The following is a 13541-nucleotide window of genomic DNA, read 5'->3' as shown; positions in this document are numbered from 1 at the left end:
GTCAATATACAAGTTGGGCCGACCATCCTGCGATGGCCGGCCCAACTTTCTTGTTTGTTGTTCGCTTATCGAACTAGGTTCACGCTGTAGCCACGGCTTCCAGTGGAGAGAGCACGCCTGTGATCAGCAGCAGTGCCACAACGACTGCCAAGCCGATGCGGTAGATGGCGAATGCCTTGTACGAGAATGTGGATACGAACTTCAGGAAGCCGATAATCACCACATAGCCGACTACGAACGCTACGATGGCTGCGGCGATGGTCGGGCCCCAGCCTGGGAACATGCCGGCATCCCCCGTCGCAACGTCCTTAACGGCCGATACGGCTTCCAGAATGCCTGCGCCGAATACGGCGGGAATGGCCATAAGGAAGCTCACGCGAACGGCTGCCTCACGGGTGTACCCCATAGCACGGCCGAAGGTGATGGTGCCGCCGGAACGGGAAACGCCTGGGATCAGGGCGAGCATCTGGCCGATGCCGAAGATCAACGCGTCCTTCCACGTCATTTCCTTCATGGTCTTGACCTGCCTGGAACGAGCATCGACCACCCACAGCAACACGCCAAATAGCACAAGCACGGTGACGGTGATCCACAGATTGCGCAGCGATCCTTCGATGGCATGCTTGAACAGTAGGCCCGCAATCAGAATCGGCATGGTGCCGAGAATAATGAACCAGCCCATCTGGGTATCCGGATTGTGTGCGCCCATACGGCTTTTGAAGTCCTTGCCCTCCTTGCCGAACAGGGAGCCAAACCAAGCACCGAGAATACGGATGATGTCGTGACGGAAATACAAAATGACGGCAAGCTCGGTGCCAATCTGAATAATGGCGGTAAACGCGGCACCCGGGTCAGAGCCCAGCATCAAATCGCCGATGATGCGGATATGGGCACTGGAAGAAACCGGCAGGTACTCGGTCAATGCCTGCACCAGCCCAAGGAAAATCGCTTGGAAAAAATTCATGAACCCTCTTTTATATGTATCAATGGTTTCGTCTGCTTTTCCGCATCCAAGACTAGCGAGAGGGGTCTAATTTTTCACTATGGATCCTTGAGTTGTCTCAAACTATGCACACAATGGTGCCAAAACCTATCGGAATCTCGCCAGCGACTCTATATAGTCTCGCAAACGTGGCGCATGATGCAAAAGAAAGGCCTGGCATTATGAGCAAATACCGCAAAAGCAGAGCATTCAGCCCGGAAGGTTTCTTCGAATGCGAAGGCCGTGGCCTGCAATGGCTTGGTGAAGCGAGCTCCAAGGGAGGTCCGCGTGTTGTGGACGTATACGATTGGGGCAAGGATTATCTCGATATCGAACGTGTGAACGCCTGCGGGCCGACACTGCAGGCCGCGCATGATTTCGGCGCGTCCCTCGCCCGCATGCACGATGCCGGTGCTGATTATTTCGGATCCGCCCCGGCCGGCTATGCGGGAACCTGCTATTTTGGCCCCCTGCAGGATCCGGTTCCTATGGATACAGGCGAATGGGATGACGTGGTCACATATTTGGCCGAAGGCAGGCTCCGACCAATGGTACGGCTTGGTATGAAACGTCGTGAACTGACCGACTACGACATGGAGTTGACTGAAGCTGTCATTGAAGCGCTGCCTGAAATACTGGGCAAAGCAGCTAACGATAAGCCTGCGCGTGTGCATGGCGATCTGTGGAGCGGCAATGTCATGTGGTCAGCCGATTCCGGATCTGTGGAAGCGGTGCTGATCGATCCGGCCGCGCATGGCGGACATCGTGAAGAGGATCTCGCCATGCTTGACCTGTTCGGCATGTCGTATTTGCGGGACATTCTCGACGGATACCAGTCCGTGCACCCGTTGAAGGCAGGATGGCAGGAACGAACCACTTTGTGGCAGCTCTACCCCATCGCCGGCCATTGCGTGTTCTTCGGCGGCGGTTATGTGAACCAATATCGCGCCATGTGCCGGTCATTGCTCAAATAAACATGTAGATATGTCTAATGATTGGCTGTTGTAGACATGAGACAATCCGCTTGCTACAGCAGAAACATTGACAAAATAGCCGGTTGCCTTGATTTTTGAAGCAACCGGCTATTTGAATGCGATCTAACGCTGTTTTCTTATCGGATGTAAGGCATTAGAACAAGGAAAATCAGCGCAACGCATCTTTCAACTTGGAGAAGAATCCCTTCTTCGTTCCGGTAGTTGGACGTGCACTTACCGCGACATGCTGGGCGTCGGCGTCATGCTTTTCGGCGAACTGTTCCATCAGCTTACGCTCGTCATCGGTAAGCTTTGTCGGAATCTTCACTGTGATATGCGCCACCAGATCGCCGCGTTCGTTCTTGTTGTTAAGATGGGTGACACCCAGGTTCTTCAAGGTCACAGTGTCATCAGGCTGACTTCCTGCAGGCACGCTCACCGACTGCTTGCCGTCGAACGTGTCGATTTCCAGATCATGCCCCAGCACGGCCCAGCTCATCGGCACTTGAATCCAGCAGTGCAAATTATCACCGTCACGAGTGAAGGTGTCGTCTTGAGCGATGCGGATATCGATATACAGGTCGCCGGCAACACCGCCGTTTTCACCCACTTCGCCCTGATTGGCGAGACGCAGACGGGTATTGTTCGCCACTCCGGCAGGCACGGACACACCGACATTACGAGTGGTGCGCACGCGACCATGACCAAGGCAGGACGGACACGGATTTTCGATAACGGTACCGTGTCCTTCGCAGCGTTCACATGGCGCAGTGGTCATCATTTGGCCGAGCATGGTGCGTACCACGCGCTGGGCGTAGCCTTGTCCATGGCAGTCGGGGCATTGCGCAGGCTGGGTGCCTTTCTGGCACCCTGTTCCGGCGCATTCCTGACATAGGCCGAACGTCTTGATCTCAACATGCGCGGTGTCGCCGAACACCGCCGTCTTCAAGTCGATGGTTACCGTGGCAAGTGAGTCACGTCCTGGCTGCGTACGTGGGGTCGGTCCACCGTTACCACCTCCGAAGGCACCTCCAGTGAACATGCTGAAGATGTCTCCCATATCGCCGAATCCGCCACCGAATCCGCTGCCGCCCATACCTCCGGCATTTGGATCGTTCGGGTCCACGCCGGCGTCGAACATCTGACGCTTCTGCGGGTCGGACAGTACCTCGTAAGCGTTGTTGACTTCCTTGAATTTATCTTCGAATTCCGGACCTGCGATATCGGGATGATATTTGCGGCTCATCTTTCGATAGGCTTTTTTGATCTCCTCGTCGCTTGCGGAGCGGTCTACGCCCAGCACTTCGTAATAGTCCGTCACTGTTGTTCTTTCTCCCTATTGTTTTCTGCGTGTCATTGTGCCATAAGGCGGGGTCAGCTGTTGGTTTGGTTTTCGTCGTGTGCCACGAATGCGGTCAGATATCTGGCGACGGCACGCACTGCGGCCATGGTCGCCGCGTAGTCCATATGCGTCGGCCCGATGGATCCGACGAAAGCAATGGGCTCGCTGGAATCTTGCGCTGTAGTGGTGCGATCGCTGGCTTCTCTCCCTTGTTCTTCTGCAGTTTCGCCTTCTGCGGCGTCGTCAACGGTTGCCGAGGTTCGACCGTATCCGCTGGTCACCACGGATGCGTGCAGCAGGCCGGGCGTGTGCGTTTCGGATCCGATGGCCACCCCGACTCCATTGGATTGCGTGGCTTCACTCAACGAGCTCATGAGTTTCATGAGCACGACTTGCTCTTCCAACGCATCGAACAATGGTGTAAGATCGGCCACGGTACGCTGGTGCGCGAGCCGTGAGGTTCCTGCCATATAGAGTTCGCTCGCGCGCTCGTCGTCGGCCATGCCATCGAAAGCCTGGGCAAGCGTTTCCACCAATTTGCTGATGGAGTGGTATTCCTTGCGGGACGACATCTGCCTGACATAGTCTGCGGTTCGAGTCAAGGAAACGCTGGCGCACTGCGCATTGATTTCGTTGACCAGATGCGACAGCACCGTGGCATCCGGCAACTCGGAAACGTTGAGTATATGCTGCGCCACTCGGCCGGTGTCGGTGATGACGACGGCCAATAAGGTGTTGATTGATACGGGAACGATTTCGATATGCCGTAACGTTGATTTCGCCAACGACGGCGCCGCTACGACTGCGACCTGACCGGTGATCTGCGCCAGAAGACGGGCTGCGCGCCGCAAGGTGTCCTGCAGGTTGACGGATCCCGACAAGAAGCTGTTGATGCCACGGCGTTGCGCTTCGGACATCGGCACCACTGTGGCCAAACGGTCCACGAAGTATCGGTACCCTTTTTCCGTTGGTATGCGCCCTGCTGACGTATGGGGTTGAATAAGGTATCCCTCATCTTCCAAGGCGGCCATATCATTACGGACGGTGGCCGAGCTGACGCCCAGATCATGATCTTTGGTCAAGGTGGTCGAACCGACTGGCTCCTGCGAGCGAATATAGTCCTCGACGATGGCACGCAGTACCAACATACGTCTTGACTGCGTCATGCGTGCCTCCTCTTTCACATATGCGATACAACTCAGCGGAATCCGGTTTTCGGTATATCTGCGATATTAGGCGAAACCATCTTCCGTAAATGCTTCTCCCATTGTATTAGCACTCGTGCCGCGCGAGTGCTAATACGTTCGCTTCCAGAGTACGCGTTTCTCGTTTTTTTCGATATCGATCTCCCGAAATGCTCGTCATACCACCAATCGAACAGAACAATCGCACGAGAATGTTAATTGTTAGCGCTAACAGAACACAAACTACCAAAACACGCCAAAAATCCATCACAACGTCACCTCACGTCGCTACTATGGGAAACGCAATGTGAGGGCGTCGAGCGCTCGGCACAAGCCGGATACGCGGCCCGACCAATTGGAAGGAAAGTAATCCATGACCGAATTCAAGGAGACCGAGCTGGACGAGCGCGCCATCAAGATGGCCAAGGTCCTGTCGGCCGACGCGGTTGAGCGTGCGGGACACGGCCACCCGGGTTCCCCCGTCTCCCTGGCGCCTATCGCCTACACTCTGTATCAGCATTTCATCAAGCATGATCCGAACGATCCCAACTGGGAAGGTCGCGACCGCTTCATCCTTTCCGGCGGCCACGCCTCCCTCACCCAGTACGTCCAGCTGTACTTCTCCGGCTACGGCCTGACCCTGGACGATCTGAAGAACTTCCGTGGCGGCGCTGACACCCGTACTCCGGGCCATCCGGAATATGGCCTGACCCCGGGCATCGAAATGACCACTGGTCCGCTGGGCCAGGGCTTCGCTTCCGCCATCGGTTTCGCCTATGGCCAGCGCTTCCAGCGTGGCCTGCTTGATCCGGAAGCTCCGGCAGGCGAGTCCCCGTTTGACCACAACATCTGGGTCATCTGCGGCGAAGGCGATATCGAAGAAGGTATCTCCGGCGAAGCTGCATCCCTTGCTGCCAACCAGCAGCTGGGCAACCTGACCGTAATCTTCGATGCCAACCGCATCCAGATCGAAGGCGACACCAACCTGGTTCTGGCTGAAGACGTGCTCAAGCGCTTCCAGGCCTACGGCTGGTACACCGACGAGTTCAGCTTCATTCAGCCTGACGGCTCCTACAAGGAGGATGTCGAGGGTCTGGCCGACACCATTGCCAAGGCTCGTGAAGCTGCCCCGAACCAGCCGAAGCTCATCAAGGTCGACACCCTGATCGCTTGGCCGACCCCGGGCAAGACCAACGATCCGTCTTCTCATGGCTCCAAGCTGGGCACCGAAGCCGTCGCAGGCCTCAAGGAACTGCTCGGCTACGATCCGGAAGAGTCCTTCCATGTCGACGAAGAGGCTCTGGCTCACGCACGCAAGGTTGCTGAGCGCGGTCTCGAAGCCCACAAGGAATGGGACGAGAAGTACAACGCATGGCGCAAGGCCAACCCGGACAACGCCGCTCTGTACGACCGCCTCAAGGCTGGCGAGCTGCCGGAAGGCTTCGACAAGGCCATTGATGACCTTGAAGCCACTTTCGAAGTCGGCAAGGGCGTTGCAACCCGTGGCGCTTCCGGCTCCGTGCTGAATGCCATCGCCGCTGTCATGCCGGAACTCTGGGGCGGCTCCGCCGACCTCGGTGGCTCCAACAAGACCGATCTGAAGGGCGCTGCCACCTTCGCTCCCGCCGAGTGCGCCACCAAGCAGTGGCCGGTCTGCAGCCCGTACGGCCGTCAGCTGCACTTCGGCGTGCGCGAATTCACCATGGGTACCATCACCAACGGCATCCTTCTGGGCTCCCACACCCGTCCGTTCGGCGGCACCTTCTTCATGTTCTCCGACTACGAGCGTTCCGCCGTGCGTCTGGCCGCCCTCATGCAGATTCCGAACCTGTATGTGTGGTCCCACGACTCCGTCGCCGTCGGCGAAGATGGCCCGACCCACCAGCCGGTGGAGCATCTGGCCTCCTTCCGCGCCATCCCGCAGCTTGAGGTCGTTCGTCCGGCCGATGCTTACGAGACTGCCGAAGCCTACCGCTACTTCTTCGAGAAGAAGAACACTCTGCCGGCAGCTATGGTGCTGACCCGTCAGGGCGTTCCGGTTCTCGCTGAGACCGCCGAGAAGGCCAAGGACGGCGTCAAGAAGGGCGCCTACGTGCTCGTTGACACTGAAGGCACCCCAGACGTCATCATCATGGCCACCGGTTCCGAAGTGCAGTGGGCCGTGTCCGCAGCCAAGACCCTGGCTGACGAAGGCATCAAGGCTCGCGTTGTGTCCGCTCCGTCCCTCGAATGGTTCGAGGAGCAGGACGCCGAGTACAAGGAAGCCGTGCTTCCGGCCTCCGTCAAGGCTCGTGTCTCCGTTGAGGCTGGCGTTGCCATGCCGTGGTACAAGTACCTCGGCTCCTACGGCAAGCCGGTTTCCATCGAGCAGTTCGGCCTGCAGGGCGACGGCGCTCAGAACATGATCGACCTGGGCATCACCGCCGAGCATGTTGTCGAAGCCGCCAAGGCCTCCATCGCGGAAGTCGAAGCCGCCAAGTGATTCGACGGGGAGGGGCACAATGCATGTGCCTCTCCCCTTTTACCGCACAATAGATAAAGATTTGATCCAAAAAGGTATCAAGGAGAAAAACAATGACTGAAGCAACTCAGCGCACCTCTGACTCCGGTGTCTCGATCTGGCTGGACGACCTGTCCCGCACCCGTATTGAGTCCGGCAACCTGCAGGAGCTCATCAAGGACAAGAACGTCGTTGGCGTCACCACCAACCCGTCCATCTTCCAGAAGGCTCTGAGCCAGGTCGGCCCGTACGATGCACAGCTCAAGGAGCTCGGCAAGGTTGACGTTGAGACCGCTATCCGCGAGCTCACCACCACCGACGTGCGTAACGCCACCGACATCTTCCGTGAGATCGCCGAAGCCACCGATTTCGTCGATGGCCGCGTCTCCATCGAAGTTGATCCGCGTCTGGCCCACGAGACTGAAGCCACTGAGAAGCAGGCTGTCGAGCTCTGGGAGAAGGTCAACCGTCCGAACGCCATGATCAAGATCCCGGCAACCCTCGAAGGCCTGCCGGCAATCACCGCAACCCTGGCCAAGGGCATCTCCGTCAACGTCACCCTGATCTTCTCGCTCGAGCGTTACGAGCAGGTCATCGACGCCTTCATCGAAGGCATCGCTCAGGCTGACGCCAACGGCCATGACCTGAAGCACATCGGTTCCGTCGCTTCCTTCTTCGTGTCCCGCGTGGACACCGCCGTCGACAACAAGCTTGAGGAGATCGGCTCCGATGAGGCCAAGGCTCTCGAGGGCAAGGCCGCTATCGCCAACGCTCGCCTCGCTTACGAGCTGTTCGAGAACAAGTTCGCCAACGATCCGCGTTGGGCTGCTCTCGAAGCCAAGGGTGCCAAGAAGCAGCGTCCACTGTGGGCCTCCACCGGCACCAAGAACCCGGCCTACTCCGATTGCGTCTACGTTGACGAGCTCGTCGCTCCGCTCATCGTGAACACCATGCCGGAGAAGACCCTGAACGCTCTCGCCGATCACGGCAACGGCGCCCCGACCATCAAGGGCACCTACGAAGAGTCCCACGCCATCATGGCCAAGCTCGCTGAGCTGGGCATCGACTTCAAGGCTGTCACCGACAAGCTGGAAGCCGACGGCGTCGCTTCCTTCATCAAGTCCTGGGATTCCGTCCTCACCGACGTCCAGGCCGGCATCGACCGTGTCAACGGCTGAGCTTCTTGCTTAGACGTTAGAGCGATTTAAGCTAAAGAAGTTCCCCCTGCCAGAACTCTGGCAGGGGGAACTTCTTTTATTGTTCTACATGTCTTTCATGTTTATTCCACACGAGGCGTAAAACCGGTAGCCTGCCGAATCACTTGAATCGCCTGCGCGTCGCACCCTCCAAGGGGGCAACAACATCACCGCTCATGCTCCCTACCTCCTCTCCGGAAGTGGTGCATGATTCAACTTCAATTCTGGATGCCACCCTAGCATAGGGTTGCACCGTCGCAAACACCCTAGCTTGGGCGGTATTTCAAGGTTCCTAGGCTTGGCTTTATCGTAGCCGAAGTAACCAAGGACGCTCTAGCCGCGTACCGAAATCGCGCAGACTTGCCGCCTTGTGTTGAGCTGCATATGCAGGTTTTCTTCAATCTCCCTTAAGTGCATATTTGGGTGCACTTTTTGTTCAAGGGAGAGCAATCATGCCAAAAACCAACATTCCAGTGGGGAAAGTCATGTCCAAGCCGCGTAGCCAATGGGGTACCGTCATTCCCCGATACGACGATTCCGGTAGCCTCAGCGCATGGCAGGTTCGTTATCCGAACCCCGTGGATCATGGCAAGAAGGTGCAGAAGCAATTCAAGCCACATCAGGAGCACGAGGCTCATGTGTGGTTGGAGAACGAGCATCATCTGGTCGATCTACATACCAAAGGCATCCAAACGTGGGTTCATCCCCGTGACCGCATGAGGCGGGAACGAGCCAACCAGATGATGTTCAAGGAGTATGTCGAGCAATGGGCCGTCGAATACACGCTGCCCAACGGCGAACGGATAGCCGGCGGAACCAGACGCAACCTGTACCTGGACATCGCCCATTTCATGCCCGCGTTCGAAGGACTGCGCCTGACGGAAATCAAGCCCAGACATATCAAAAACTGGTATGACGGCCCGCATCCCGAGGGGCAGTGGTCGTTCCGACGGGCCTGCATGCGGCTCAAGGCCGTGTTCCGCTCGGCCACAACCATGAGCATGGATGGGTCCCCGCCATTGCTTAAGGACAATCCGTTCATCTTTCCGATACCGCCGGAACCGGATTCCGTAAGGGAGGACATACCGCCGGTCACTCCCAAGCAACTGCGCGTGCTGGCCGAGAACATGCCGGATTACACGCGGCTGACGGTGTTTCTCTCCACGCTTGCCGGCGGGCTGCGATGCGGGGAACTCTGCGGCCTGCAAGTCGGTGACATTGACTTGGATAACAAGATTCTGCGTGTGCGCAGGTCGGTCAACCGGGGACATCTGGATCGAGGAGAGGCAAGGTTCGCCAAGACCAAGACCAAGCGCAGCGTCCGGGACCTTCCCATCCCGGACGCCTTGGTCGATATGATTCGCGAGCACCTGCATACGTTCTGCGATTTGGATGACCCCACTTCACCGGTGTTCGTGCCCAGAAGGGTCAAGGTCATGAGCCAGACCACGCTGGAGGCGCAGTTTGCCAGGGCGCGTAAGAAGGCGGGACGCTCCGATCTGATGTTGCATGACCTGCGCGCCAGCCACGCCACCCTCCTGATGCTCAAGGGCGGCACGTTGCGCGAGGTGATGAACCAGCTTGGCCATGCCAGCGAAAAGGTCGCCATCAAGCATTATCAGCGCGTCGTCGCGGAGCACCAACGCCAAATCGTCAACCTACTGGCCGACGAGTTCCTTCAGGAAGCCTATGCGGAGGGAACGCAGACGGACAGTTTGGAAGACATCGTCAACGTCACCGAGCAAAGGGTGCGCGAACTGACCCGGATGATCGCGGACTTCAAGCAAGTCATCGACGAGCTCAACCTGGCCAGCTGAAAGACGGACAGTACCCCGACAAGGCATCCCGCGATGACGGCACGCCTAATCGGGGAACTGTTCTTTGCTAGACTGAACTTTCTTTGCCTTTTTAACATTGGCTGATGATTGCGAGAGTTTGACGATGATTGATCTAGGTGAATGGAAGCCGCTGGCGATGGCGGCATTGCGAGAGGCGTTCGGCGAACGCTTGCTGTGCATGGGATTGCAGGGTAGTTATCTGCGTGGCGAGGTCCGGCCGGACAGCGACATCGACTTGCTGGTGGTGCTCGACCATGTGGATCTGACCGATCTTGACCACTTCCACGAGGCGATGCGCACGGTGCCGGAGGGAGACAAGGCCGTCGGCTTCACCTGCGGGCGCGACGAACTGGCCGCATGGCCCGCCTATGAGCTCGCGCAGTTCGAGCATGGCACCCAGGTCTGGCATGGCAACCTGTGCGCTTTGCTTCCCGCCTATGGTCCGGCCGATGTCCGGCTGGGCGCGAGGGTGAGCGTGGCGAACCTTTATCACATGACCAATCACACGTATCTGACGACGCGGGAGCTGTCTGCGGATGCCCGTCTGGACGCTTTACGCGCCATGCTCAAGGGGTTCTTCTTCTCCTTGCAGATCGTCCACGCAGTCCGTGCCGGCGTGTTCGTCCCGACCAAGTGTGAACTGCTTGCCGCTCTGGACGACCCATCGGAGCGCATGCTGCTCGCGCACAGCATCGACCCTAGCGAAGCCCGAGAAGAGGATTACTCGACATTGCAGCAATGGTGCTCAGCCGTTATGCGATCCCTATGATCGGATGAACCAATTCATCTGTCATTCGGTTTTCGGCTGATTGATGCGGGACTGATACAGCAACGCGGCTGCGGTCTGTCGAAAAGTTCCTAAACACTTGGCCCCGGCGACAATCGCCGGGACTTTTCCATATCTGCGTGCCATGCAACAACCATAGCGACATTGACGTTTGGCTGTGGTCGTCGGGTGACGCCCGCCGATTGCGGAGAGAATGCTTCAGACGGGGCTACGCGACATACTCTCCTCCATCGTCGGGCGGATCGCGGCCCTGGGCCATGCGCTTGCAGCGTATGACATTGCTCTTGGCCGCTCGCATGGCTCGCGGGCATGGGCCGCGTGGAAGCGGACTTGGGGGTTCGGACACCACGGAAAGGACCGATGGATATGACTGGCACCATTGCCCAAGTGCGTCCGGCCGACGAGCGGCTGGCGGAGCGACTGGCCGAGGAATACCGGCAGGCGCGCATCGATATGGGGCCGCGTGAGGCGGCGGCCGAATGGTTCACGCCCCTGCTGAGGAAGTGGCGCAGGCTGCTGGCTGGCAAAGGCGAGGGCTTCACGGCCCGCGAGCAATTGGCGTTGGCCGTGACGCTGGACGCCGACTTTCGTTCTCGCGACACGCTTATCGTGACCGCAATCAGCCCGGAGGTTTCCATGAAGCAACTGCGCGTCATGGTCGAGGAACGATATTCGCTGAAATCGACGGCGCTGCTGGAGCGCGTGTTGGAGGGTTGGTTCCACGCCGGCCAGAAGCCCGACACGTCACGCCTCGACCTCGCGGTGGACATCCTCGCCGGGTTCGTCGAGCGCGTGCCCCAGAGCAGGCGGGCCCAGTTGCTGACGGTGTGCGCCTACCTGTCGTGGTCGGCCGGCCATGTCGGCCGCGTGGCGGAATGGGGGCTCAAGGCCCTGCTGGCGGACGAGGAATGCTCGCTGGCCGCCCTCGTGGTCACGGCCTGCGAGCACGGAATGCTGCCTGATTGGGCGCTCTGAACAACGACATGATTCCGGCGGGCCGCCGGGCGCGGCCCGCCGCTTCCCACTTCAATCACTCAGACAACTCTTTTTCGAAAGGAAACCCATCATGGAAACCGCAAACACCATCGCCGCCATCAATGAAACCACCGGCCTTGCGCCAGCCGCCGGCGGAGTGGTCATGCTCGAAACGGCGCTTATCGACCCGAATCCGGCGAATCCCCGCCGCGACGTGGGCGATGTGGGCGAGCTGGCCGATTCCATCCGCGCCCAAGGCATCCGACAGAACCTGCTGGTCGTGCCCGCGCCGGAGGGACGGTTCACGCTGGTCATCGGCCATCGGCGGCTGGCGGCCGCGAAACTGGCGGGATTGGAACGGGTTCCGGCGGTCGTGGCCGAGCTGGACGAACGGGAACAGCGCGAGCTGATGCTGGTCGAGAACAGCCAGCGAACCGACCTGACCGTCGTCGAGGAAGCCGATGGCTACCAAGGATTGTTGGACTTGGGGTCGAGCGTCGAGGAGGCCGCGCGCAAGACCGGTCGTTCGGTGTCGCTGGTGCGCCGCCGTCTCAAGGTCGCGGCCATCGACGATGATGTGCGCTCACATGTGGGCGCGGCCCAGCTGTCCATCGAGGATTGGGAGACCATCGCCGACTACGAGGCTTGGCCGGACTTGCAGGAACGGCTCGCCACGATCTTCACGCCCAACTCGCGGTCGGACTCGATGCGCGTGGAATTACGCGCCAACTCCAAGGTAAACACCACCGCCAGAACCACCGAGGTCAACGGCTTGACCGCCACGTCATGCACGTTCACGGCCAACTGGTAAAGCGCCGGATTCCACGTCTCCGGCCCCTGCGACAGCATGCCAGTGGCTATCGAACCGGCGCCACCGCCCCCGATCATGTTGAGCATCGCAACGATGAAATCCTCCATGCCGGGATCCCCGATGCCTCAAACCGGCTCAGCCCAACGCCACGGCGCTGAAGATCTGCGCCGCCGCGATAATCATGCCGCCGCCCACGATCTGCCACAGGCCCGACTGCGTCTGCGGCCCGTTATGATCCTTCAAACCACCACCGAATGTCACCGCGCCCCACACCAGCCACAAGCCACCGCCAATCGTCGCGAACTTCACGAACAACTCCAGCACCTGGTTCATCAAATCCACAGCCGCACTCCTCCGCACAGGAACGGCACGGCCCACCGCCATGCCTACGCATACGGCCATCCTCGTGCAGTCCCGTGGAATCAGCGGCGGACAAATTCACACAGCATTCGTTCAGCATACTTACAGAAATAGGTAAATCAAGACGCTATAGTATTCGCCAAAAGATGCCCGGGAAAGGGGAAAGAATGCAAAATAACGACCAGCAGCAGAATGATCTTTGGATTAAGCAATCTCTCGGCGCTGCTTCAAACTGGGAAGAACTAGACGAAGCCGATCGAGTCTCCCTTCGGAAAGCAGCAGCATGGTACGCAATCATCGCCATCGGATTAGCTATTGGTGCGGGGATTCTCTCATTCACCATTCTGCAAGACGGCGCAAAGGCTACACTCGTGACTTCGTCGCTCGCCATCATTGGCGCGGTCTTTCCTGCGATAGAAAAAGTCGTGTCGGGATCGATGGAATACTTTGAATCAACAAACGAGAAACTTCATGTTGCAAAACTTAAATTGATGCGCAGTTATTTCAACCTATATGCATTGATTCTGGTCGGTGCTGCGCTTCTCGATTTCATTGCCGCAGCATTCCTCGGCCTGTGGCAATAACGTTTGGA

The 13541-nt window shown here is 58.5% G+C and carries 11 protein-coding genes and 2 pseudogenes; 8 read left to right on the top strand and 5 right to left on the bottom strand.

Annotated elements, in window-relative coordinates; all coding sequences use genetic code 11:
- Window positions 1-79 precede the first annotated feature (79 nt).
- The gene (locus tag CE153_RS06525) at window positions 80-964 is read right to left on the bottom strand and encodes an undecaprenyl-diphosphate phosphatase (protein WP_099571853.1); all 885 of its coding nucleotides are present in this window, start codon (window positions 962-964) and stop codon (window positions 80-82) included.
- 200 nt (window positions 965-1164) lie between these two features.
- Between CE153_RS06525 and CE153_RS06520 the strand changes: the two genes are divergently transcribed.
- Window positions 1165-1956, top strand: coding sequence for a fructosamine kinase family protein (locus tag CE153_RS06520; RefSeq protein WP_099571852.1), 792 nt, complete (start codon window positions 1165-1167; stop codon window positions 1954-1956).
- Between the two features lie 169 nt (window positions 1957-2125).
- Here CE153_RS06520 and dnaJ read toward each other — a convergent pair whose 3' ends face one another.
- Both dnaJ and hrcA read right to left on the bottom strand, forming a co-directional pair.
- Window positions 2126-3277 carry a molecular chaperone DnaJ gene (gene dnaJ / locus CE153_RS06515; RefSeq protein ID WP_099595613.1) on the bottom strand — a complete coding sequence of 384 codons (1152 nt, stop codon included), beginning with the start codon at window positions 3275-3277 and terminating at the stop codon, window positions 2126-2128.
- Between the two features lie 53 nt (window positions 3278-3330).
- Window positions 3331-4464 (bottom strand): heat-inducible transcriptional repressor HrcA, encoded by a 1134-nt coding sequence (hrcA, locus tag CE153_RS06510; protein ID WP_099595612.1) that lies wholly within the window; start codon window positions 4462-4464, stop codon window positions 3331-3333.
- 391 nt (window positions 4465-4855) lie between these two features.
- Between hrcA and tkt the strand changes: the two genes are divergently transcribed.
- The 6 genes and pseudogenes from tkt to CE153_RS06480 form a co-directional block, all read left to right on the top strand.
- Window positions 4856-6964, top strand: coding sequence for a transketolase (tkt, locus tag CE153_RS06505; protein ID WP_099595611.1), 2109 nt, complete (start codon window positions 4856-4858; stop codon window positions 6962-6964).
- 92 nt (window positions 6965-7056) lie between these two features.
- Window positions 7057-8160 (top strand): transaldolase, encoded by a 1104-nt coding sequence (gene tal, locus CE153_RS06500; RefSeq protein ID WP_003834796.1) that lies wholly within the window; start codon window positions 7057-7059, stop codon window positions 8158-8160.
- A gap of 470 nt (window positions 8161-8630) precedes the next feature.
- Window positions 8631-9995 (top strand): tyrosine-type recombinase/integrase, encoded by a 1365-nt coding sequence (locus CE153_RS06495; RefSeq protein ID WP_099595610.1) that lies wholly within the window; start codon window positions 8631-8633, stop codon window positions 9993-9995.
- 124 nt (window positions 9996-10119) lie between these two features.
- Entirely contained in the window at window positions 10120-10785 is a 666-nt protein-coding gene (locus tag CE153_RS06490) for a nucleotidyltransferase family protein (RefSeq protein ID WP_099595609.1), read from the top strand.
- Between the two features lie 384 nt (window positions 10786-11169).
- Window positions 11170-11778: a hypothetical protein gene (locus CE153_RS06485; protein ID WP_236824487.1), complete on the top strand. Its 609-nt coding sequence runs from the start codon at window positions 11170-11172 to the stop codon at window positions 11776-11778.
- A pseudogene (locus CE153_RS06480) lies at window positions 11660-12391 on the top strand (ParB/RepB/Spo0J family partition protein); the annotation flags it as partial. The gene CE153_RS06485 and the pseudogene CE153_RS06480, both read left to right, overlap by 119 nt.
- A 56-nt stretch (window positions 12392-12447) precedes the next feature.
- Here CE153_RS06480 and CE153_RS09135 read toward each other — a convergent pair.
- Both CE153_RS09135 and CE153_RS06470 read right to left on the bottom strand, forming a co-directional pair.
- A pseudogene (locus tag CE153_RS09135) lies at window positions 12448-12696 on the bottom strand (hypothetical protein); the annotation flags it as partial.
- 28 nt (window positions 12697-12724) lie between these two features.
- Complete coding sequence (locus tag CE153_RS06470) at window positions 12725-12931, bottom strand: hypothetical protein (RefSeq protein ID WP_016462535.1); 207 nt, start codon at window positions 12929-12931, stop codon at window positions 12725-12727.
- Window positions 12932-13116: 185 nt separating this feature from the next.
- Between CE153_RS06470 and CE153_RS06465 the strand changes: the two genes are divergently transcribed.
- The gene (locus CE153_RS06465) at window positions 13117-13533 is read left to right on the top strand and encodes a hypothetical protein (RefSeq protein ID WP_236824486.1); all 417 of its coding nucleotides are present in this window, start codon (window positions 13117-13119) and stop codon (window positions 13531-13533) included.
- Window positions 13534-13541 lie beyond the last annotated feature (8 nt).

The sequence above is a fragment of the Bifidobacterium sp. N4G05 genome, assembly GCF_002742445.1.
In the GTDB taxonomy this organism is placed as follows: domain Bacteria; phylum Actinomycetota; class Actinomycetes; order Actinomycetales; family Bifidobacteriaceae; genus Bifidobacterium; species Bifidobacterium hominis.
This window is presented reverse-complemented; position numbering and strand designations above follow the sequence as displayed.

Bases quoted from the DNA above. Each gene is read 5' to 3' on its own strand.
- CE153_RS06525 (WP_099571853.1), bottom strand. From the start codon at position 964: ATGAATTTTTTCCAAGCGATTTTCCTTGGGCTGGTGCAGGCATTGACC.
- CE153_RS06520 (WP_099571852.1), top strand. From the start codon at position 1,165: ATGAGCAAATACCGCAAAAGCAGAGCATTCAGCCCGGAAGGTTTCTTC.
- hrcA (WP_099595612.1), bottom strand. From the start codon at position 4,464: ATGACGCAGTCAAGACGTATGTTGGTACTGCGTGCCATCGTCGAGGAC.
- tkt (WP_099595611.1), top strand. From the start codon at position 4,856: ATGACCGAATTCAAGGAGACCGAGCTGGACGAGCGCGCCATCAAGATG.
- tal (WP_003834796.1), top strand. From the start codon at position 7,057: ATGACTGAAGCAACTCAGCGCACCTCTGACTCCGGTGTCTCGATCTGG.
- CE153_RS06495 (WP_099595610.1), top strand. From the start codon at position 8,631: ATGCCAAAAACCAACATTCCAGTGGGGAAAGTCATGTCCAAGCCGCGT.
- CE153_RS06490 (WP_099595609.1), top strand. From the start codon at position 10,120: ATGATTGATCTAGGTGAATGGAAGCCGCTGGCGATGGCGGCATTGCGA.
- CE153_RS06485 (WP_236824487.1), top strand. From the start codon at position 11,170: ATGACTGGCACCATTGCCCAAGTGCGTCCGGCCGACGAGCGGCTGGCG.
- CE153_RS06465 (WP_236824486.1), top strand. From the start codon at position 13,117: ATGCAAAATAACGACCAGCAGCAGAATGATCTTTGGATTAAGCAATCT.